The sequence below is a fragment of the Pseudarthrobacter sulfonivorans genome (assembly GCF_014712225.1).
Taxonomy (GTDB): Bacteria; Actinomycetota; Actinomycetes; order Actinomycetales; family Micrococcaceae; genus Arthrobacter; species Arthrobacter sulfonivorans.
Window position 1 is genome coordinate 333,233 of sequence record NZ_JACXBW010000003.1, and the last position, 20,131, is coordinate 353,363.

A 20,131-nucleotide genomic window follows, 5' to 3' on the forward strand; every position below is an offset into this window, starting at 1 on the left:
CGGCTTTGGTTCAGGAATTCAGGAAGTAGCAGTCGTAACTGTCCTGACTGACGATCAGGCCCTCGCGGACCTCAAAAACGGATGAGGTGCGCGCGCGGATGGTTTCGCCGGCGTCCCAGTATTTCAGGTCCATCAGGACGGTTGCGGACCAGTCCGCCTCCAGGACCACGCGGCCGCCTTCGCAGGTTGTGCGCCGGATCTCGAACTTCTGGTCGGCTACCACCTCGCCGCTTTGGTCGGCGCCTGCAAGCACCTGTTCCCGACTACGGGCGGACCCCTCCGGAGCGAGCAGATGCGGCGCCTCGAACAAGCGAAAATCCGCCGCGAGGAACGGCCTGATGGCGTCGCCGCCGCCTCCGGCCTCAAGGGTCCGGACAAAATCCAGGACGCGTTCCAGTGCTTCGGGTTCCGACGGGTTCAGGTCTGCCATGGCATCGACACTAGCCGACCAGGCCGTTGCCGCAGGTCTGCTGCCGGTTAGGCTTTCCCCATGATTGCCGTATCGCCGCCCACTCCGTTCACGCCTGCGCAGCTCCGGGAGCGGGTCCAGGAGATCCTGGCCGCAGGTGCCTTGCCGCCCATCGTGCAGGCCGGGCATCCCGTGCTCCGCCAGCATGCCGCCGCCGTCGAGGGCCAGATCAGCGACACCGAGCTCAAGCAGCTGATAGTCCTCATGCGCAATGTCATGCATGAGGCGCCAGGCGTGGGACTCGCCGCTCCCCAGATTGGGATTCCGCTGCAGCTGGCGGTCCTTGAGGACCAGTTCGACGTCGACCCGGAGGCGGCTGCCGTGCGGCACCGCACGCCGCTGGACTTCGTGGCCATCCTCAACCCGCGTTATGCGCCCTTGGGCATGGACACGGCGGCCTTCTTTGAAGGGTGCCTCTCGCTTAGCGGCCTGCAGGCCGTGGTGGTGCGCCACGAGCGGGTGCTGCTCCACTATGAAACGCCTGAGGGCCTGGGCAGGGAGCAGGCATTCGAGGGCTGGCAGGCCCGGATCGTGCAGCACGAAACGGATCATGTGCAGGGCACCCTTTACGTGGACCGTGCCGAGCTGAGGTCCTTGAGCAGCAACGCCGAGTATGCCGCCAACTGGGCTGAGCCGGGCATTGGCAAGGCCCGCGCCGCCCTGGGGTTCCTGCACGGGCATCCCTGAGGGTCGGCCGTTTACCGGGGCGGTACCCCGGCGGGGTTCGCGGCTGTTGGGAGGAACCGGGACCACCAGCGGAGGATGTGCTCGAACCGCTGCATCCGGTGCCGCGGCCGTCCTGACCGGGAGAGTTCGTGGTCTTCCCCGGGGAATACCAGCAGTTCAGCTTCCACTCCCTGCCTCTTCAACGCCGTGTAGTAGCGCTGGCCCTGTTCCAACGGGCAACGAAGATCGTTTTCGCTGTGGATCACCAGGGTTGGTGTCCGTACCTGGGCTGCATGTCCGAGCGGGCTCTGCGCAGCCAGAGCATCCGCTGAGTCACCGAGATACCCGCCGCCGAAGTACCAGCCAATATCGGCCGAGCCCTCAAAACTGACAGGGTCCAGGAATCCCCGCTCCACGATGGCGGCCTGGAACCTGTGGTGGTGGGCGATGGTCCAGGCGGTGAGGTAGCCGCCGTACGAGCCGCCCATGATCCCCAGCCGCCCGGCGTCGAGCGCTGGAAATTTCGCCAGCGCGCCGTCGAGGAACGCCAGCACGTCCTGCATGTCGTCCGTCCCGAACCGGCCCTTGATGGCCAGCCCGTGGTCCCGGCCGTAGCCTGCGGAGCCCCGCGGATTACACATCAGCACCGCGTACCCGGCCGCCACGTACACCTGGGCCTCATCGAACAGAGCCACGGTGTACTGGGTAAACGGACCGCCGTGGATGTTCAGCAGGACAGGGTGCGGTCCCTGACCGGCCGGCCGCACCACCCAGCCGTGCACTGGATAGCCGTCCGGCGCGTCAAAGGTGACTTCCTGCGGCACGAGGATGTCCGTCCTGGTCCGCAGGTCAGCCGAAAAGTCCGTCAGGATCCGCAGCTGTCCGTCTTCCAGCACGGCAAGGTCCCCGCAGGTGGAAGGGTCGGCAAAAGCCACGAACAGCGACCCGCCCGCCCAGGCGGCTCCGGTCACGGTCTTGTCCCCGTGCACCGGCAGGGAATGCCCACCTGTTGCTCCCAACTCGAGGAGCTCCACGGTGCCCTGCGCATTGTTCAGGACCAGGGCGCGGTCCGGGCCGCGAAGTTCAATCCGGCTGCCTGGGGCAGAAACGTCCATCATCTGCGGGTCCGTCAACGGCACCGGCTCGCCGCCTCCGCTGGGCATGCAGAACAGCACGGCGTTTTGCGCCACAAAGTCCCTGCCGGACCCGCCCAGGTCCCGGGCAATGTAAAACAGCCATCCGCCATCCTTGGATTCGCGGACGTCCGCCACTGACTGCGCCATCGGGGCGGTCACTTCGACGGCCACGGGCTCGCCTCCTGCGCCTGGCACCCGGTAGATGGCGGTGGCCAGCCCGTCGTCGTCGTCGTCGTCGTGGAGCGACGCTGTGAAATAGACCGCGGACCCGTCAGCACTGAAGGTCCCGGTGCCGGCATCCGTGGCGAGCGAGGTCACTTGGCGGGCGTCAGGCAGGGGCGCATCAGGCTCGCCCCCGAGTCCGGGGACTTCCACCACAAACAGCTGCCGGGGCCTGTCGCGGGTGTAGCCAACGCCGTTAAGCCGGTACTGGTAGGTGGAGATCAGGCGCGGCTCTTCTGCCTCGGCCCCGACGTCGGCTGCGGAGCCGTACCGTCCGGCCTCCGGCTCGCGCGAGCTGAAAACTATCCGGTGTGAGTCCGGGGACCAGGAGAATGTCTCCACGCCCAGAAGCCTGTCGGTGAGGACCTGCGGTTCGCCGCCATCGGCCTCCACCACCCAAAGCTGCGCTTTCGACGACGGCCCGTCGGTCCGAAGGAAGGCGAGAACCAGTCCGTCTGGCGAAAAGGCCGGCGCGGTGTCCCGGAAGCCCCGGGTGATCCGACGCGGCAGCTTCTCCTGATCCAACGGGACAGTCCACAACTGACCAACATATGAATCGACCTGCAGATCCGGTCTGTTCACCGACACAACAGCCCGGCTTCCGTCCGGATGCACTGCCGGCGGCGAAACGGAATTCAACAGCGCTAGGTGTTCTGGCTTCACCCACGTGAGCCTAACCTGCGCCCACCCGCGGCGCATCGGGCCGCCCGCGTCGGGCCATGCGCGTCGGTCCTTGCAAGGCGCCGGGTCCGGGACCGCCCTAAGATAGTGGCTATGCCCTCCTCCCCTCCCCCGCCGCTGCGCTGCCCGCTGTGCGGCGAGCAGTTGACGGTCCGTCCCCTCGCCGGGGAAGGGTCCCGTCCGGCACTGGTGTGCGGAGCCGGGCACAGTTTTGACGCCGCCAGGCAGGGGTACTACAACCTGCTGGTGGGCAAGGGCACGGTGTTCGAAGCTGACTCTGCGGACATGGTGGCGGCCCGGTTCAATTTCCTCGACGCCGGGCACTACCGCCCGCTGGCTGAGGCCGTCGCCGCTGCCGTCGCCGCCAGGGTCTCCGCCGGGACTCCCTTCACGGTCCTCGATTCGGGTACCGGGACGGGCCACTACCTGCGGGTAGTGCTCGACGACGTCAGGCGGGTCAGCGACGACGTCACCGCCGTAGCGCTCGACATCTCCAAATTCGCCTTGCGGCGAGCCGCCCGCCTCAACCCGGAGGCCGTCAACCTGGCCTGCGACGTGTGGCAGCCGCTGCCGGTGGCGGACGCCGCCGTCGACGTGGTGACTGTCATCTTCGCGCCCCGCAACGCCTCCGAATTCGCCCGGATCCTCCGCCCCGACGGCCGGTTGGTGGTGGTCACACCGCGGCCGGGACATCTGGCCTCACTGGCGGCGCTGGCCGGAATGCTGTCCATCGAGGACCAAAAGGATGCCCGGCTGGCAGAGTCTCTCGCGCCCTACTTCCTGCCGGAATCCGCCCGCGACGTTGACATCCGGTTGGTGCTGACCCCGAGGGAGATGGCTGACCTGGCGTACATGGGACCGGCCGGGCATCATCTGGATCGCGAGGCGCTTGCCGCCAAACTGGACACACGGGAGCCGGACTCCGAAGTTAACGCACTGTTCCGGCTCACCGTTTTTCGCCCGGCACGGCGCCCAGAGTAACGACTTGGCCACGTTCCCTGGTCCCCTTCCTGGCCACCTGCCGTGCGGCTTTCCGGCGGTCTAGGATAAATAGACAGCTACCGGATGGTCAAGGGGGACGGAATGTTTGAATGGCTCGGTGAAAACTGGTGGGCTCTGTGGCTCACAGCTTTCCTCGCGTTCGCGGTGATCGAGATGATCACCCTTGACCTGTTCTTCATCATGCTCGGCGGCGGAACACTCGCCGCCATCGTTGCGGATTTTGCCGGCGCTGACCTGTGGCTGCAGATAGTGGTCTTCTGTGTGGTGTCCCTGCTGATGATCGCTTTCGTCCGCCCGGTCGCCCTCAGCCACTTAAAGAAGGGCCCCGCCGAACAGCGGACCAACGTGGACCGGCTGATCGGCGAGCAAGCCCTGGTGATGGAAGCAGTCAGCTCCACCGGCGGCCTGGTGAAAATCGGCGGCGATGTGTGGAGCGCCCGCTCCGCCGGCGTTGTACTGCCCGCCGGCCAAAAGGCCGTGGTCTCGGCCATCGACGGTGCCACGGCCGTGGTGTCCGCGCCGGAGGAGCAAGCGGACCCGTCGTAGTTTTTAGCGTCACTAACAGTGTTGGATACAGCCTAATAATTGGGGATAGGGAGATGTATGGATAACGCAGGAGGAGTCGCCTTGGCCATTGTGCTGGTGGTCCTGATCGTATTCGTGATTATTGTTCTGGTCCGTTCGGTGCGGATCATTCCGCAGGCGAGGGCCGGCGTCGTTGAGCGTCTTGGTAAATACCAGCGCACCCTCAACCCGGGACTCACTATCCTGATCCCGTTTGTGGACCGGCTCCTGCCGCTCTTGGACCTCAGGGAACAGGTGGTCTCCTTCCCGCCGCAGCCGGTTATCACGGAAGACAACCTGGTGGTTTCCATCGATACGGTGGTCTACTTCCAGGTCACCGATCCGCGCGCGGCCACCTACGAAATCGCCAACTACATCCAGGCCGTCGAACAGCTCACCACCACCACCCTGCGTAACGTCGTTGGTGGCTTGAACCTCGAAGAGGCCCTTACTTCCCGCGACCAGATCAACGGTCAGCTGCGCGGCGTCCTGGACGAGGCCACCGGCCGCTGGGGCATCCGCGTCTCGCGCGTTGAGCTGAAGGCGATCGATCCGCCGCACTCGATCCAGGACTCGATGGAGAAGCAGATGCGGGCCGAGCGCGACCGCCGCGCCGCGATCCTCACCGCCGAAGGCACCAAGCAGTCAGCCATCCTGACGGCCGAAGGCCAGCGGCAGGCATCGATCCTCGCGGCAGAAGGTGACGCCAAGGCGGCCATCCTCCGGGCGGACGGTGAAGCGCAGGCCATCCAAAAGGTCTTTGACGCCATCCACAAGGGAAACCCCGATCAGAAGCTGCTCGCCTACCAGTACCTGCAGACACTCCCCAAGCTCGCGGAAGGCTCCTCCAACAAGCTGTGGATCATTCCCAGCGAAGTCGGGGAAGCACTGAAGGGTATTGGCAACGCGCTCGGCGGTACCAATCCTGATCCGCGCTCCGGCGGCGGACTCTTCGACGAGGAACCTGCCAAGCAGCCCTGAGCCTGACCCGAAATTTGCCGGCACGGGCCGCGCCGCCACCAGGCGTCGCGGCCTTTGCCCGCTGTTACCCAGGCTCTTCGCTGCGTTTGGCGCCGGGGGAACCTACCGGTATAATTGAGTGTTTGTCCGGCCGGACCAGATCCGCTGGAACAAGAATGCTTCGCAATGCGTTGAATCTAAAGATGCAGCACAGTGCACACAGTAGTCCGGGGCGGTTGTATTGCACCGGCTTGCGTGGGGCCCTTGCTCCGCGAACCGACCAGAGGGAGAAAACATGAGCGATCGCAGCCTGCGGGGTATGCGCCTTGGCGCGCAGAGCATGGAGACCGAGTCCGGCGTCGAGCCGGCCCCGCGTCAGCGTGTGGAATACCGGTGCGAGGACGGCGAACAGGTTTTTGTCACGTTCTCTTCTGAGGCTGAAATTCCTCCTGTGTGGGTTTCCAAGACCGGCAAAGAAGCGCTCCTGGTAGACGGCGAACGTCCCGATACCAGCAACGAAAAAGCCGTCCGCACCCACTGGGACATGCTTCTGGAACGGCGTTCCCTCCCGGAGCTTGAGCAGATTCTCGAGGACCGGCTGACCATCCTGCGCGAACGCCGCGGTGAACGGCGCAGCGCCTGACCCACTGGCGGTCACAGCCTCATTGACCGAGGCACACCGAACAAGTTGAAAAGGGCCGGCCCGCAACGTGGATCACGTTGCCGGGCCGGCCCTTTCTGTGTTCACCGCAAGTTCCGTTGAGGAGAGATCTCGCCGCCCTGCGAGCGGACCGGGGTCAGCCCCGGGCCGACTCCTTCTTGCCCCGGAGCTTATTCCAGCGTGCCTGCAGGCCCCACCGGGTGACGTTGATCATGGCCTCAACCACAATGTTGCCGCTCATTTTGGAAGCGCCCAGCTCGCGTTCGACGAACGTGATGGGTCGCTCCTCGATCCTGAGGCCCATTTTGGCTACCCGCCAAGCCAGGTCCACCTGGAAGCCATAACCCACCGAATCGACCGCGTCGAGGTTGAGTTTTTCCAACGTGGACCTCCGGAAGGCACGGTAACCACCGGTGACGTCCTTGATCTTCAGGCCCAGCATCAGCCGTGCGTAGGTGCTGCCAACGCGTGAAATCGCCTGCCGGTACAGTGGCCAGTTGACCACGCTGCCGCCCGGGACCCAGCGGGAACCCATGGCCAGGTCTGCGCCCTGTTCGACGGCTTCCAGCAGTTGCGGCAGCTGTTCGGGCTGGTGGGAGCCGTCGGCATCCATTTCCACCAGGACCTCGTAGCCAGCGTCAAGGCCCCACTTGAACCCGGCAATGTAGGCGGCGCCGAGGCCTTCCTTGCCCTTGCGGTGAAGGACGTGAACCTGTGCGTCGTTGGCAGCGAAGCTGTCCGCCAGTTGCCCGGTACCGTCGGGGCTGTTGTCGTCCACCACCAGTACGTCCGAGGCGGGTACGGCTGCCCGCAGGCGCTGGAGGGTCTTGGGCAGCGATTCCAGCTCGTTGTAAGTCGGAATAATGGTAAGGACGCGCACAAAGGGCCTTTCCTGGACGGGAGCGGTTGGAGCACCTGATCATCAGCTGAGTCGCTGGCTGCAGGCGCAACTACCCATTATAGGGCGCTGACCTGCGCATCGGATCAGGAACGCAGCGCCGGACTGGAAAAGAGTTCCTGGCCGTCCCTGACGGTCTGCAGGCAAGCCGGGTCGGTGCCGGTGTCCAGCGCGGGAAGCAGGGGCGTGCGTGCCCTCGGATCCGTGCTCCACGACTGGACGCGCCCGTCCGACACCTGGACCATCAGTTCTTCAACGTCCCACACAGCGAAACTCGCCGGCGCGCCCGGAACCAGCTGTCCGGCCATCGGGTTCTGGTACCTGGCTGCACGCCAGCCGGCCCGCGTGTGTCCCAGGAAGGCTGCCCGCGCAGAGATCTGTTCGTCATGGTTGTGGTGTTCCAGGCAGGCACGCACACTCGACCAGGGCCGCAGCGGCGTCACCGGGCTGTCGCTCCCGAAGCAAATGGGAACGCCGGCCGAATAGAACGAAGCGAATGCATTCATGGACCGGCTGCGGTCACCCAGGCGCTGCTGGTACATCCCGCCGTCGTTCCCCCATTCCGCGTCGAAGCGGGGCTGGGCGCTGACCGTGACCGCGTACCGTGCAAGCTGCTGCACGGCGCCGGCGTCCGCCAGTTCCACGTGCTCGAAACGGTGACCGGCAGCACGGATCCGCTGCTCCCCCACTTCCGCAGCGGCAAGCTCCAGAGCCTCCAGCGCGGCGTCGAGCCCGGCGTCGCCAATGACATGGAAACCGCCCTGGATGCCCAGGAGGGAGCAGGCTGCCAGGTGGGCGCCGGCCTGCGCGGCTGTGACGTAGAGGTTGCCGCGCTCCACCGGCGCGTCCGTGTAGTCGTCCCGCAAGGCTGCCGTCCGGGAACCCAGGGAACCGTCAATGTTCAGGTCGCCAGCGAGGCCCCGAACGGGGACACCGAGCCCGTCCAGCAGTTGCCTGGCGTGTTCCTCCGAGGTGGCCAGCTGGCCCCAGTACGGAAGCACTTCCGGCACGGCCCCCTCAGCGGCGTCAGTGTTCCATGCGGCGGCGAGCCGAAGATCGGCGACTCCGCTGATGTGGGGCGCCGCCATCTCCGCGACGGCCACATAGCCGTTTTCAGCCGCTTCCCTAAGGGCCCGCTGCTGGTAGCCGCGGAGGCTGGAGTCGGGAAGGCGCCGCGCCTCCTGGCGTGCCGCAGTGTGCGCAGCGCGCAGGACCCGCGGGCCCGAGTCGTAGCCGTCGAGGCCGGCCAGCCCGGCAGCGCCAACAAGCGAGGAGGACACCAGGGCCGAGTGCGCGTCCACCCTGGACAGGAAGACGTGACGGCCGCCGGCGGCCTGTTCCAGTTCATCGGCGGTGGGCAGTGCGGGATCCTCCCACGCGGAATCATCCCAGCCGTGGCCCAGGACCGGGCCTTCACCCCGGGTAGCAGCCACAGCGTCCAGGAGCTGCCGGGCGGAACGGACACCGCCGAGTTGCAGGGCATCCAGCGCAATACCGGTCTCCGTGAGGTGTACGTGCGAGTCCACAAACCCCGGCGCGACGAGGGCACCGTGGAGATCGATGATCTCCATGGACGAGTCGGCAATCGAGGACGCTGCCTGTTCGGAGCCCACCCAGGCAACGGTGTCGCCGTCCACCACCATGGCGGTGGCCAGCGGATCCGCTGCGGAGTACACCGAGCCGTTGCGGTAGAGGACCACCTTCCGTTCGGACGGGGCGGGCACGGTGGAACGTTCAGTCATGGGGCAAAGCTCCTGGATAAGGGACGCAGCAAATGCTGCCGGTACGTGAAAACTTCTTTTTTGGAAGGCCTGCCGGCTGTTGCCTCACAGGACCGAGGAGTAGGCCACAACGCCGCGGCGGACCAGGGAAATGGCTTCCGAGCACAGCCGGGCCAGGCGCGGATCCAGGCCGGGAATCTTGGCCAACTGGTCCAGGAGGTCGATGACCTGCTTGACCCAGCGCACAAAGTCACCTGCCGCCAGGTCCGTGCCGTTCAGCACCTCCTGGAGGTGCCGGCCCTTCGCCCACTTGTACATGGGCCACACCAGCCCCAGCTCCGGTTCACCGGTCAGCGGAAGTTTGTTTTGTTCTTCCACGTCTTCCAGTGCCGACCATTCACGGACCACGAGGTCCACGGACGTTTCGAGGGCGATGCTCGGCATCCGCGGGCGGAGGCCCCTGTCCTCGCGTTTGGCCTGATAGACCAGCACGCTCGCCAGGGCTGCAACCTCGACGGCGTCAAGGTCACCGAAGGCACCCAATCGCAGTGACTGCGAGATCAGGAGGTCCTTTTCGCCATAAATTCGGCGGAGGCGCTGGCCGTCGGTGCTGATGGACAGGCGGCCATCTGCACCGGCCTCCAGGTAGCCGTAGGCCGAGAGGACGTCGCACACCCGGTCGAAGGTCTTGGCGATGGTGTTGGTGCGGCCTTGAATCTGGCGGACCAGACCGTCCGTTTCACGGCGCAGTTTCCACCAGCGCTCTGACCAGCGGGCATGGTCCTCACGCTCGCTGCAGCCGTGGCACGGGTGAGCGCGGAGTGCCCGGCGCAGCTCCGTGATCCGTTTCTCCTGGTTGGGCATGACACTGCCCAGTCCAAAGTCCGTGCTCCGTCCGGGCGCTGGTGGCCGGTTTTCGCGCAAGGCATTGCGTGCCGACGCGGCGAGGTCGCGCCGGGACTTGGGGACTTTGGCGTTGAACGCCTTGGGAATCCGAATCCGGGTCAGGGGAGAAATGGGACCTTCCAGGTCTTCGGTGCCGATCCGGCGAAGCTGGTTGTCGAGTGTCAGGACGGCCGGCCGCGGCTCCCGGCCGCTGTGGTCCGAACTGAGCACAACGGCCAGCCCGGGAGCCCGCCCTCCCGGCACGTCAACGACGTCACCGGGCATCAGCCGGGCAAGGGAGTCCTCGTTCAGGGACTTCCGGGCGCGGGACTTGGTGCGTGAGGTGACGTTTTCGGCGTCGGACAGTTCGCGGCGCAGCCGGGCGTACTCGGTGAAGTCGCCCAGGTGGCACGTCATGGATTTGGCGTACCCCGTGAGGGACTCTTCCCTGCTGCGCACCTGCTTGGCGAGGCCCACCACGGAGCGGTCCGCCTGGAATTGCGCGAACGAGGACTCGAGGATTTCCCGGGCGCGGGACCTGCCGAACTGGGCCAGCAGGTTGATGCTCATGTTGTAGGTGGGTTGGAAGCTTGAATTCAGCGGGTACGTCCGGCGTGAGGCAAGGCCTGCCACCGCCGCGGGGTCCGTACCAGGCTGCCAGAGGACAACGGCATGGCCTTCGACGTCGATGCCCCGGCGGCCGGCCCGTCCGGTCAGCTGGGTGTATTCCCCTGCAGTGATGTCCACGTGGGCTTCGCCGTTGAATTTGTCCAGTTTCTCCAGGACCACGGAGCGGGCCGGCATGTTCACGCCCAACGCGAGAGTTTCGGTGGCGAAGACAGCCTTGACCAGGCCCTCGACGAAGAGTTTCTCCACCACTTCCTTAAAGGTGGGCAGCATGCCCGCGTGGTGGGCGGCGAAGCCCCGTAGCAGGCCTTCCCGCCAGGTCCAGAAGCCGAGGATGTCCAGATCATCGGACGGGATGTCCTGCCCGGCCTCGTCAACGCGCCGGGCGATGATCCGCTGCTCCTTCTCCGTGGTCAGCCAAAGACCCGAGGACACGCACTGGGCCACGGCGGCGTCGCAGCCGGCCCGGGAGAAAATGAACGTGATCGCCGGCAGCAGGTCCTGCCGGTCCAGGCTGGCGATCACCTGGGGCCGGCTGGCCCTCCGAACCTCGCCGGGCTGGGCCCCCTGCGCAGGGCGCCCGTCCGACCGCTGCCTCTGCTGCCGCCGCTGGCTCCGCCCCCCGTGGCCGAACCGCCCACGGAAGCTCTCCTGGCTTTCGCTGCGGGCCATGGCCAGCAGATCAGGGTTGACCTCGAACCCCCGGCCGGCTGCGCCACCGCGGGTGGCGGAATCCCGTGCCGGCTCCAACTCTTCCCGGACCGGCAGGGGTGCACCTGTCTTAGCATCGGCCGGCGGCGCGATTTCATCGAAGGTGGTTTCCCCGGCGAACAGGTCCACAATTTCCCGGCCCACCATCACGTGCTGCCACAGGGGCACCGGCCGGTGCTCGGAGACGATGATGTCGGTGTCACCGCGCACGGTGTCCAGCCACGCCCCGAATTCCTCTGCATTCGACACCGTGGCGCTGAGCGAAACAACCTGGACCTCACTGGGAAGGTGGATGATCACTTCCTCCCACACTGCACCGCGGAAACGGTCCGCGAGATAGTGGACTTCATCCATGACCACAAAGCCGAGGTCGTCCAGGGTGGCGGAGTCGGCGTACAGCATATTCCGCAGGACTTCTGTAGTCATCACCACCACAGGGGCGTCGCCATTGATGCTGGTGTCACCCGTCAGGAGCCCGACGTTCTCTGCCCCGTACTTATCAGCGAGTTCGGTGAATTTCTGGTTGCTCAGTGCTTTGATGGGCGTGGTGTAGAACGCCTTGAGATGCCGCTCCAGTGCGAGGTAAATGGCAAATTCCCCGACGATGGTTTTGCCGGCGCCGGTGGGTGCGGCCACCAGCACTCCCCTGCCTTCCTGGAGGGACTGGCAGGCGAGGCGCTGGAATTCGTCCAGCTCAAAGTCGAGGGTGCGGACGAACCCGCCGAGGTACGAGCGCGCCTCGGCTGTGCGTTCCCTGCTGGCCCGGTAACTTTCGGAGGGCGAGAGCGGCCCGGAAATAGAGGACATGCTTCAAGCCTAGTGCGCTGCGCGCTACAGGTTATTCAGTTCACTGCCGGGGGTCGCGATGTCGGCTGTTGCGTCCGTCTCGGCGGCCCGTTTGGCCTGCCGCTTGTCCTTGCGATTGTCGTTGACAATACACAGCCCGATCGCCGCGAAAAACAGGACCAGCAGCGGGGCAGCCAGCAGGAACATGGACAAGGCGTCCGTCCCCGGTGCTGCCAGGGCGGCCAGGACGAAGACCAGGAAGACGATGATCCGCCAGGCTTTGAGGATGGTCCGGCCCCGCACCACCCCGGCCATGTTGATGCCCACCAGAATCACGGGCACCAGGAACGAAATGCCAAGGATCAGCAGCATCTGCGTGGCAAATGTGAGGTAGTCGGTGGCGGAGATGTTGTTGGCACCGGTCTGGGGCGTGAACTGGAGCAGGGCCCGGACTACCGTGGGGAACACCAGCCAGGCCACAAAGACGCCGGCAAGGAACAACGGTACGGCGGCGGCCATAAAGCCGAGCGTGTAGCCCCGTTCCTTCCTGGTCAGCCCGGGAGTGATGAACGCCCAGACCTGGTAGATCCACACCGGGCTGGAAATCACGAGCCCGATCTGGATGGCGATCTGGATCTTGAAGGCAAACGGGTCCGCAATGGTCGCAAAGTTAAGGACGGCCGTCCGGCCGGTCTCCTGCGCGATGGAAATCAGCGGAGCCGACAGGCTAGTGACGACGGGGTCGTAAAGGAACCAGCCGCCCACGGCAGCGAGCAGCACAGCAATTGCCGATTTGATCAGCCGGTTCTTGAGCTCTTTGAGGTGATCCCAAAGTGCCATCCGCCCCTCAGGGTTGGATTTACGGCCCCGCGTCAGTGCCACTTTGCGTTATGCGCGGTTCGACGGCGGAACGTCGGTGCCGTTGGTCGGCTCACCGGGCTGAGTCGGTGCAGGCTTCGCCTGCGGGTGATTAACGATCTTGCCTTCCACGGGTCCCGACTCGGTGTCGGTGGAATCGGTCTTGCCGTCGTTCTTCATTTCCTTGACTTCGGATTTGATGATCCGCATGGACTGCCCAAGGCTACGCGCCATGGCAGGGAGCTTGGGCGCAGCAAAGAGCAACAGCGCAACGACGATGATAATGACAATTGGCCACGGGCCTTCAAAGAGTCTTCCCACGGGAATTCCTTTCCTCTAACAACATCCTACGTCTAACTGAGATCCAGATCGCGAAGTGACTGGGGCTGTCCCCGGTCGCTCTTTCGCTGTACGCGCCTCTGGCGGCGGTTCTCCCGGCGGGATGACTTGGATGCGTCGTAATCATGTCGCATCTGGGCAGGCGAGGCAAAAACGGCGGCACCCGGCTGATCGGGCGCGGCACGCTGCAGCCCGCCGGTGGTGGGTGAGGCCATGGCAGGTGCCAGGTGCCCGAGTTTCGTACCGGCCGCGCCAAGGTCCTTCATCACTGCCATGGCCTGGCGGTACAGCCGGATGCCCAGGAGGACATAAAAGAGCAGGGACACCGCAACAAGCGCTATCCAGATCAGGATCCAAGACCACCAAGGCATGCTGACGAGTCTAACTGCCATACCGCGCGAGGGCCGCCTCGATCCAGCTCCGCGCTGCAGCCGCAAGCCCTGAAGGTTCGAGGATCCGGGCGGCGCCGCCATGCTGTGCCACGAACATGGGCAGCCAGGTTGTGTTGCCGAACCGAATCTCGGCCACCAGCCCGCCGTCCGGCAGGGGCGCCACCCTTTCCGCGTAGTAGTCGTCGGCAAGCCCTGCGCCCTGTCTGGTGAGCTGGACCAGGACGGTGGTGTCGTCGTCGTTCGGCGTGAACAACTTGGCCGGGAACCCTTCCCCAGGCCGGATCTGTGTGGAGGCGGGTCGGCCATTCGGCCGCACGTCCTGGACCCTGTCCAGCCTGAAGTTCCGCAAGCCCCCGGCGGAGTGGCAGTACGCCTCGAAGTACCAGGTGTTGTCCAGCGAGTACAGGCGGAGCGGGTCCACGTCCCGTTCGGAGACTTGGTCGCGCTGGGCGGAAAAATACACCAGCCGCAGTTGGGACCTGTCCTGGATGGCGTTCCGGACGACGTCCAGGACGGCCGAATCCGTGGGCCCGACTTCCGGACCGGCCAGCGAAGCCGCTCGCAGCCCCTCCTCCCCGGCCGCTGCCATGAGTTTGAGGGTCACGGACTCCAGGGCGCCGCCCTCGGCAAGTTCAGGCAGCCCGTTGAGTGTCTCCAGGCCGGTCAGGAGGGCGCAGGCTTCGTCCACGGTGAAGCGGACCGGCCGGGTAAGGTCCAGGTCCTGGGTGATGAAGACGTGGCCTTCCTCCCAGTGAATGTCCAGAAGGTCGTCCGGGTACCCCTCGGGCAGCCCCGAACAGATGAGTATCCGGAGGTCGCTTTCCAGCTCGGCGGGTGTGATCCCGAAGCGGGCGGCGACGTCCTGGATGTGCAGGCCCTGGTTGTGGACCAGGAAAGGCACCAGCTGCAGCATCCGTTTGAGCTGGTCCTCAGAGGTGCGTTTCCGGACGGACCGGCCGCGCGGGGAGTCGGCGAACCGATAGTCGGGCACCGGCGCCGCGCAGAAGGCTGCAGCGTTGTGCAGGCGGTGCCGCACGGCCGCGACCAGTTCTTCGGGCTCACGGGCCACGGCGTCCGGTCCGTAGGAGGCAAGCTCCTCGGCAAGTACCTCAACGTCCCTGAAGTCCACCTGCAGCCGCTCGTCGCCGCCGTCGGCCGCTCCCGCGCCAGCGGCGGGCACCGGCGTCGCGCGCCTTCGCAGGCCCAGGAGGCGGCCCTCGCGGACGTCCACGAAGGCGGTGCGGAGCGGGAGTTCGGGAAGCCGGTCCAGTTCCTCGCGGATGTTGAAGTTCGGCGGCGGCGAGTAGGTTTCCTTGTCCAGCACGGAGACGGGGCCGGTGAAGCGGGAAAGCCTGAAATGACGTGGCGCCTGGCGGGACCGGTCAAAGCCGGTCAGGTACCACTGGCCAAACCGGCTGCCGAGGCCCCATGGCTCCACCGTCCGCTGCTCTTCCTTCCCCGTGGTGCCGGCCAGGTAGGGGAAGCTGACCGGGTGCTGGGCGTGCATGGCCGCCACCACGTCATCGAACGCCTGTCCGGCCGGCCTGATCCGCGGCTGCACGCCCACGGGAAGTTCGACGTCGGAGAGCGTGCCCGAGGCCTGGAGCTTGCGGAGGGCGTTGGCGGCTGCGGTTCCCAGCGCGGCGCGCTCCCACAGTTGGGAGGCAAGGAGGAGGACGGTCCACTCCCCCGGGCTGAGCTGCACGTCGGGCAAGCGGTTGGATTCCTTGCCGATGCGGTAGCGGGTGGTGGCCGGGTCATCCTCGCTCCACCCGTGGTCAGTCACGGTCTCCACATCAAAGCCGAACTGGCGCAGGTCGGTCTTATCCCGCTCAAACATCCGGCCGAACGCGACGTCGTTGCCGGACGTGTCGTGATAGACCTTCACCCGCAGCTCTGCGCGGCGCAGGCCGTACTTGGTGTTCAGAAGGGCTATCAGCAGGTTCAGCAGGCGTTCAGTACGGGATACGGACACTCTGGCTACGTTACTAAACTCATCCACGGAAAGCAGAAAGCGCGGCAACACCAGGAAAACTGCTCCTGATTGTTACCGCGCTTTCCCGTGTTTCAGTGACCTTACGGTGTCCCGGTCAGCGTACGCCGACGAGGTCCACTACAAAGATCAATGCTTCGTTGGGGCCGATTGCTCCACCGGCGCCGCGGGAGCCGTAGGCCAGCTCGGAAGGAATCTCCAGGCGACGGCGGCCGCCCACCTTCATACCCAGCAGTCCCTGGTCCCAGCCCTGGATGACCTGGCCGACGCCGACGCGGAAGTCCAGCGGCGCGCCGCGGCCCCAGGAAGCATCGAATTCTTCGCCGGTGGACCAGGCCACGCCGACGTAGTGGGTGGAGACGGTATCGCCCTTCTTGGCCTCGGCACCGTCACCTTCGATCAGGTCCGTGATGACGAGTTCGGTGGGGACGTCGCCTTGCGGGAAGTCAATTTCGGGCTTCTGGCGGTCGAAATCGCGCTGACCAAATGACATGGGTGCTCCTTTTGTTTGAGTGCGTGATGGTTTGGAAGTTACTTGACGCCGAGGATATCCACAACAAAGACAAGGTCGCCCTTGGCTTCGCCCTGGCCGGCATCACCGTACGCGAGGTCCTTCGGGACGACCAAGAGGACCCGGGAGCCCACCGTTTTGCCTGCCAGTCCCTGGGTCCAGCCCTTGATCACTTGGGTCAAGGGGAAGCTGGCCGTCTCGCCGCGATCGTAGCTTGAGTCAAACTTGGTGCCGCCGACGAGGTTCACGCCGACGTAGTTGACGGTGAGCGTGTCGGTTTCCTTGACTTCGGCGCCCTTGCCCTTGATCAGGTCCTGGGCGATGAGGGCTGTAGGCGCCGGGGCACCCTCGATGGAGATCTCCGGGATGCCCTGGTCATTATCCTTGACCGTCGGAAGGCCGGCTGGCGGAGTGACGGTGTCGCCTTCGGGCTTTTCAAGCGGTGGCGTGACATCCGTCGCGGAGACCAGTTTGATCAACAGGAGCTGCGTGGGCTGGGCAGCGCTGCTGGGTGTGGGGCTCGGTGTGGTGCCGTCCGGTGCGGCGCTGGCTGGCGCGGCCGCCTGGCCGGGAACGGCGAGTGCCAGGGTAGAACCCACTTTGGCGCCCACGAACGCGTTGTAGATGAGAGCATTTCCGGTCTTCATGTCATCGCTGAGTTCGAGTGCTTCCGGTTCGCCCGGGAAGGTGTCTTCGAGCGTGGAACCGTCTGCGCCGCTCACGGCGAGGATGGAGATGTTGGCGACCTGATTGGCTTTGACCGCGTCGCCGTCGCCTTCGGTGACCACCTTGACGGTGGGCTCCGCGACCTCCAGCGGCTTGGAGAACTCCACGCCGGGAGCCTTTTTGTCCCCGTTGTCCGTCAGTTTCAGGGAGTCGAACTTGGCAGTGTCACCGGCCGACTGGCTGGTGGGTTCCGGTGCCGCGGGCGAACCGCCACAAGCGGTAAGCAGCAGCAGACCGGGGAGAAGGATTGCTAGGAGTCGGCGCACGTAAGAGAACTTTCGTCGGGGCAGGGTGGACGCGATACCGGAACAGGCGCCCGGCACCGCTGCAGGGCCAAAGAATGGCCCTGTCAAGGATAGCCCCTGAACCTGAACGTCAGCCCATAGAGCCGAGGAGAGCCTCCACCCGGTCATCGACGCTGCGGAAAGGATCCTTGCACAGGATGGTCTGGTGGGCGCGGTCGTTGAGCTTCAGGTGCACCCAGTCCACGGTGTAGTCCCTGCCCAGTTCCTGCGCCCGGCGGACGAAGTCGCCCCTGAGCTTCGCGCGGGTGGTCTGCGGCGGCGCGTCCACGGCGTCCTTGATGACGGTGTCCTCCACGACGCGGCGGACTGCGCCCCTGGACTGCAGCAGGTAATAGAGGCCACGCGTCCGCGAAATGTCGTGGTACGTCAGGTCCAACTGGGCGATCCGGGGTGCGTCGAGGCCCAGGCTGTGCCGCTCGCGGTAGTTGTCCATGAGCTTCTTCTTGATGGCCCAGTCGATTTCCGTGTCGATGGTGCTGGTGTTGCCGCTCTCGATGGCCTTCAGCGTCCGTTCCCAGAGGTCAAGGATCATGGGGACGTGCGGATTGTGGGCGCCATGCTCCTGGACAAAGGCCGTGACCTTGCTCAGGTACTCCTGCTGGATCTCCAGGGCGGTGAGCTGGCGGCCGTTTGCCAGCCTGACCAGCGCACGGCCGCTGAGGTCATGGGAGATCTCCCGGATGCTGCGGATGGGGTTTTCCATCCGCATGTCCCGCATGATCACTCCCGCCTCAATCATGCGGAGGATGAGGTCCACGGTGCCCACCTTGATCAGGGCTGTGGTTTCGGACATGTTCGAGTCGCCCACAATGACATGGAGCCGCCGGAAGAATTCAGCGTCAGCGTGCGGTTCATCCCTGGTGTTGATGATGGGGCGGGACCGGGTGGTGGCCGACGAGACTCCCTCCCAGATGTGGTCAGCGCGCTGTGAAAACGCGAAGGTTGCCCCATGCGGGGTCTTCAGGATCTTGCCTGCGCCGGCGATTAGCTGGCGGGTGACCAGGAAGGGAATGAGGATCTCCGCCAACCGGGAGAATTCGCCGCGGCGTGGGATCAGGTAGTTCTCGTGGCTGCCGTAGGAATTCCCGGCAGAATCGGTGTTGTTCTTGAAGAGGTAGACCGTGCCGTTGAAACCCTCGGCCGCCAGCCTCGCCTGCGCCTCATCCACGAGGTCGTCAAGGATCAGCTCGCCGGCACGGTCGTGGGCAATGAGCTGCGCGAGGTCATCACATTCCGCAGTGGCGTACTCGGGGTGCGAGCCGACGTCGAGGTACAGCCGCGAACCGTTGGTCAGGAAGACGTTGGACGAACGGCCCCAGCTGACCACTTTGCGGAACAGGTACCGTGCCACCTCCTCCGGCGCCAGCGGCCGTGAATCGGGGCTCGAATACGAGATCCCGAATTCGGTTTCAATACCGAAGATCCTCTTGTCCATCTCAGTCCTCCTCCGCCAACAGCGCCGTGATGTCGGCGTCGTTCATTCGCCGGAAGGCCCGGCGGAAACCGCGGGCCGTCTCCGATTGCCTGTCCAGGACGGCGACCTCTACGGCCTTGGCCGGAAGGGTTGCTCCTGCCTCGCCCTGCTCAGTACCGCTGGCAAGGCCGCCGATAGCCAGCCGGACGGCGCCGGTGAACCGCAGCGAAGATCGCCAGCCCTCGGCAATAACGGCTGAGACCCGCTCCGCCTGGCCGCCCATCACGATGAAGCCTTGCTCGTCTGCGATCGACCCGTCGAACGTCAGCCGGTACAGGTGGTCCTGCTCCGGGGTGGGCCCCACTTCGGCCACGGCAAGTTCCACTTCGAAGGGTTTCTGCTCGGCAGTGAATACCGCGCCGAGGCTTTGCGCGTAGACACTGGCAAGTCCGCGGGCTGTGACGTCATCACGGTCGTAGGAGTAGCCGCGGACATCGGCGTACCGGACGCCTGCCTGGCGCAGGCTTTCAAATTCGTTGTACTTGCCAACAGCTGCGAAGGCGATCTTGTCGTAAATTTCACCGATCTTGTGCAGCGACGGGGACGGGTTCTCAGCCACCAGGGCGATGCCGTCCTGGCAGCTGATGACCACTACAGACCTGCCGCGGGCGATACCTTTCCGTGCGAAGTCCGCACGGTCCTTCATCAGTTGTTCGGGCGAAACATAGAACTGCTGCGTCATCTCAGGCCTCCCGTCGTTCGGCGGACCGGGCTTCGATGATGCTCCCTGCAACGGCCGCAAGCTCCGATTCGGGGATGCGCCTTGCCCCGTCGCGGTTCACCGCGTAGACCACTGGCCACAACTGGCGGACCGGGTCCGGGCCACCGGTGGCGGAGTCGTCGTCGGCCGCGTCATAGAGTGACTCCACGGCCACGGAGACCGCCTCGGCTTCAGACATGCCGGGGCGCCAGAGCTTCTTCAGGGCGCCTCGGGCAAAAACCGAGCCGGAGCCCACCGTATGGTGCTCGCGTTCCTCGTACCGGCCGCCGGTGACGTCGTAAGAGAAAAGGCGGCCCACGCCCGCAGTGGTATCGAAACCCGCAAACAAGGGAACCACTGCGAGTCCCTGCAGGGCCATGGGGAGGTTCCCGCGGATCATGGCGCCGAGCCGGTTGGCCTTGCCGTCGAGGCTGAGGAGCGTTCCTTCAATTTTTTCGTAGTGCTCCAACTCCACCTGGAAGAGCCGTGTCAGGTCGATGGCGATCCCGGCTGTGCCCGCGATGCCCAGTACTGAGTACCGGTCCGCCGGAAAGACCTTTTCGATGTGCCGGCTGGCAATGACGTTGCCCATCGTGGCACGCCGGTCGCCGGCCATCAGAACGCCTCCGCCGTAGCTCATCGCCACGATGGTGGTGGCGTGCGGCACTTGCAGCGGGGCGGTCGGCGCCGTTGCCGGGTTCAGTGAACGGTTGTACGGGAGCAGGTCCGGCCGGTCCCGCTGCAGATGCTCGGTAAATGACGACGTCGCGTTGCCGGCTACCTGATTGGCGGTTGATTCCTGCACTAGCACTCCTTGAACGTGGTCCGTCTACGTCGGTACAGC

19 protein-coding genes are annotated in these 20,131 nt (G+C 65.3%); 5 read left to right on the forward strand and 14 right to left on the reverse strand.

Annotated features, from left to right (window positions below; genetic code table 11):
- Positions 1 to 10 precede the first annotated feature (10 nt).
- Positions 11 to 430, reverse strand: a complete 420-nt coding sequence (locus IAQ70_RS05925) for a nuclear transport factor 2 family protein (RefSeq protein WP_190988376.1) — start codon at positions 428 to 430, stop codon at positions 11 to 13.
- Positions 431 to 490: 60 nt separating this feature from the next.
- Between IAQ70_RS05925 and IAQ70_RS05930 the strand changes: the two genes are divergently transcribed.
- Entirely contained in the window at positions 491 to 1,156 is a 666-nt protein-coding gene (locus IAQ70_RS05930) for a peptide deformylase (RefSeq protein WP_190988377.1), read from the forward strand.
- A gap of 11 nt (positions 1,157 to 1,167) precedes the next feature.
- Here IAQ70_RS05930 and IAQ70_RS05935 read toward each other — a convergent pair whose 3' ends face one another.
- Entirely contained in the window at positions 1,168 to 3,156 is a 1,989-nt protein-coding gene (locus IAQ70_RS05935; protein ID WP_190988378.1) for a S9 family peptidase, read from the reverse strand.
- Between the two features lie 111 nt (positions 3,157 to 3,267).
- Between IAQ70_RS05935 and IAQ70_RS05940 the strand changes: the two genes are divergently transcribed.
- The 4 genes from IAQ70_RS05940 (at position 3,268) to IAQ70_RS05955 (ending at position 6,343) form a co-directional block, all read left to right on the forward strand.
- Complete coding sequence (locus IAQ70_RS05940; RefSeq protein WP_190988379.1) at positions 3,268 to 4,155, forward strand: putative RNA methyltransferase; 888 nt, start codon at positions 3,268 to 3,270, stop codon at positions 4,153 to 4,155.
- A gap of 102 nt (positions 4,156 to 4,257) precedes the next feature.
- Positions 4,258 to 4,722 (forward strand): NfeD family protein, encoded by a 465-nt coding sequence (locus IAQ70_RS05945; protein WP_190988380.1) that lies wholly within the window; start codon positions 4,258 to 4,260, stop codon positions 4,720 to 4,722.
- A gap of 57 nt (positions 4,723 to 4,779) precedes the next feature.
- On the forward strand, positions 4,780 to 5,721 hold the full coding sequence (locus IAQ70_RS05950) for an SPFH domain-containing protein (RefSeq protein ID WP_190988381.1): 942 nt from the start codon (positions 4,780 to 4,782) through the stop codon (positions 5,719 to 5,721).
- Positions 5,722 to 5,995: 274 nt separating this feature from the next.
- The gene (locus IAQ70_RS05955) at positions 5,996 to 6,343 is read left to right on the forward strand and encodes an RNA polymerase-binding protein RbpA (RefSeq protein WP_003802221.1); all 348 of its coding nucleotides are present in this window, start codon (positions 5,996 to 5,998) and stop codon (positions 6,341 to 6,343) included.
- 154 nt (positions 6,344 to 6,497) lie between these two features.
- On the opposite strand, the gene IAQ70_RS05960 is transcribed toward IAQ70_RS05955, so the two are convergent.
- The 12 genes from IAQ70_RS05960 to prcB all read right to left on the reverse strand — a co-directional run bounded on the left by IAQ70_RS05960 (position 6,498) and on the right by prcB (position 20,092).
- Positions 6,498 to 7,241 (reverse strand): polyprenol monophosphomannose synthase, encoded by a 744-nt coding sequence (locus IAQ70_RS05960; RefSeq protein WP_190988382.1) that lies wholly within the window; start codon positions 7,239 to 7,241, stop codon positions 6,498 to 6,500.
- 104 nt (positions 7,242 to 7,345) lie between these two features.
- Positions 7,346 to 9,001: an amidohydrolase gene (locus tag IAQ70_RS05965; RefSeq protein WP_190988383.1), complete on the reverse strand. Its 1,656-nt coding sequence runs from the start codon at positions 8,999 to 9,001 to the stop codon at positions 7,346 to 7,348.
- An 84-nt stretch (positions 9,002 to 9,085) separates the two neighbouring features.
- Positions 9,086 to 12,010, reverse strand: coding sequence for a DEAD/DEAH box helicase (locus IAQ70_RS05970; protein WP_190988384.1), 2,925 nt, complete (start codon positions 12,008 to 12,010; stop codon positions 9,086 to 9,088).
- Between the two features lie 24 nt (positions 12,011 to 12,034).
- Positions 12,035 to 12,829 (reverse strand): twin-arginine translocase subunit TatC, encoded by a 795-nt coding sequence (gene tatC, locus IAQ70_RS05975; protein WP_190988385.1) that lies wholly within the window; start codon positions 12,827 to 12,829, stop codon positions 12,035 to 12,037.
- 48 nt (positions 12,830 to 12,877) lie between these two features.
- Positions 12,878 to 13,168, reverse strand: a complete 291-nt coding sequence (tatA, locus tag IAQ70_RS05980; protein ID WP_190988386.1) for a Sec-independent protein translocase subunit TatA — start codon at positions 13,166 to 13,168, stop codon at positions 12,878 to 12,880.
- 32 nt (positions 13,169 to 13,200) lie between these two features.
- The gene (locus tag IAQ70_RS05985; protein ID WP_190988387.1) at positions 13,201 to 13,557 is read right to left on the reverse strand and encodes a hypothetical protein; all 357 of its coding nucleotides are present in this window, start codon (positions 13,555 to 13,557) and stop codon (positions 13,201 to 13,203) included.
- Positions 13,558 to 13,567: 10 nt separating this feature from the next.
- On the reverse strand, positions 13,568 to 15,553 hold the full coding sequence (locus tag IAQ70_RS05990) for a helix-turn-helix transcriptional regulator (RefSeq protein WP_190988388.1): 1,986 nt from the start codon (positions 15,551 to 15,553) through the stop codon (positions 13,568 to 13,570).
- Positions 15,554 to 15,668: 115 nt separating this feature from the next.
- The gene (locus tag IAQ70_RS05995) at positions 15,669 to 16,064 is read right to left on the reverse strand and encodes an FKBP-type peptidyl-prolyl cis-trans isomerase (protein WP_056340002.1); all 396 of its coding nucleotides are present in this window, start codon (positions 16,062 to 16,064) and stop codon (positions 15,669 to 15,671) included.
- Positions 16,065 to 16,102: 38 nt separating this feature from the next.
- Complete coding sequence (locus IAQ70_RS06000) at positions 16,103 to 17,074, reverse strand: FKBP-type peptidyl-prolyl cis-trans isomerase (protein ID WP_190988389.1); 972 nt, start codon at positions 17,072 to 17,074, stop codon at positions 16,103 to 16,105.
- A 109-nt stretch (positions 17,075 to 17,183) separates the two neighbouring features.
- On the reverse strand, positions 17,184 to 18,548 hold the full coding sequence (gene pafA, locus IAQ70_RS06005; protein ID WP_190988390.1) for a Pup--protein ligase: 1,365 nt from the start codon (positions 18,546 to 18,548) through the stop codon (positions 17,184 to 17,186).
- A gap of 1 nt (position 18,549) precedes the next feature.
- Positions 18,550 to 19,269: a proteasome subunit alpha gene (gene prcA, locus IAQ70_RS06010; protein WP_190988391.1), complete on the reverse strand. Its 720-nt coding sequence runs from the start codon at positions 19,267 to 19,269 to the stop codon at positions 18,550 to 18,552.
- A gap of 1 nt (position 19,270) precedes the next feature.
- Complete coding sequence (prcB, locus tag IAQ70_RS06015; protein ID WP_190988392.1) at positions 19,271 to 20,092, reverse strand: proteasome subunit beta; 822 nt, start codon at positions 20,090 to 20,092, stop codon at positions 19,271 to 19,273.
- Positions 20,093 to 20,131 lie beyond the last annotated feature (39 nt).

Coding starts and splice junctions, on each gene's coding strand:
- IAQ70_RS05970 (WP_190988384.1), bottom strand. CDS start 12,010: ATGTCCTCTATTTCCGGGCCGCTCTCGCCCTCCGAAAGTTACCGGGCC.
- tatC (WP_190988385.1), bottom strand. CDS start 12,829: ATGGCACTTTGGGATCACCTCAAAGAGCTCAAGAACCGGCTGATCAAA.
- IAQ70_RS05985 (WP_190988387.1), bottom strand. CDS start 13,557: ATGCCTTGGTGGTCTTGGATCCTGATCTGGATAGCGCTTGTTGCGGTG.
- IAQ70_RS05955 (WP_003802221.1), top strand. CDS start 5,996: ATGAGCGATCGCAGCCTGCGGGGTATGCGCCTTGGCGCGCAGAGCATG.
- IAQ70_RS05930 (WP_190988377.1), top strand. CDS start 491: ATGATTGCCGTATCGCCGCCCACTCCGTTCACGCCTGCGCAGCTCCGG.
- IAQ70_RS05940 (WP_190988379.1), top strand. CDS start 3,268: ATGCCCTCCTCCCCTCCCCCGCCGCTGCGCTGCCCGCTGTGCGGCGAG.
- pafA (WP_190988390.1), bottom strand. CDS start 18,548: ATGGACAAGAGGATCTTCGGTATTGAAACCGAATTCGGGATCTCGTAT.
- IAQ70_RS05945 (WP_190988380.1), top strand. CDS start 4,258: ATGTTTGAATGGCTCGGTGAAAACTGGTGGGCTCTGTGGCTCACAGCT.
- IAQ70_RS05995 (WP_056340002.1), bottom strand. CDS start 16,064: ATGTCATTTGGTCAGCGCGATTTCGACCGCCAGAAGCCCGAAATTGAC.
- IAQ70_RS05965 (WP_190988383.1), bottom strand. CDS start 9,001: ATGACTGAACGTTCCACCGTGCCCGCCCCGTCCGAACGGAAGGTGGTC.
- prcA (WP_190988391.1), bottom strand. CDS start 19,269: ATGACGCAGCAGTTCTATGTTTCGCCCGAACAACTGATGAAGGACCGT.
- IAQ70_RS05925 (WP_190988376.1), bottom strand. CDS start 430: ATGGCAGACCTGAACCCGTCGGAACCCGAAGCACTGGAACGCGTCCTG.
- IAQ70_RS05950 (WP_190988381.1), top strand. CDS start 4,780: ATGGATAACGCAGGAGGAGTCGCCTTGGCCATTGTGCTGGTGGTCCTG.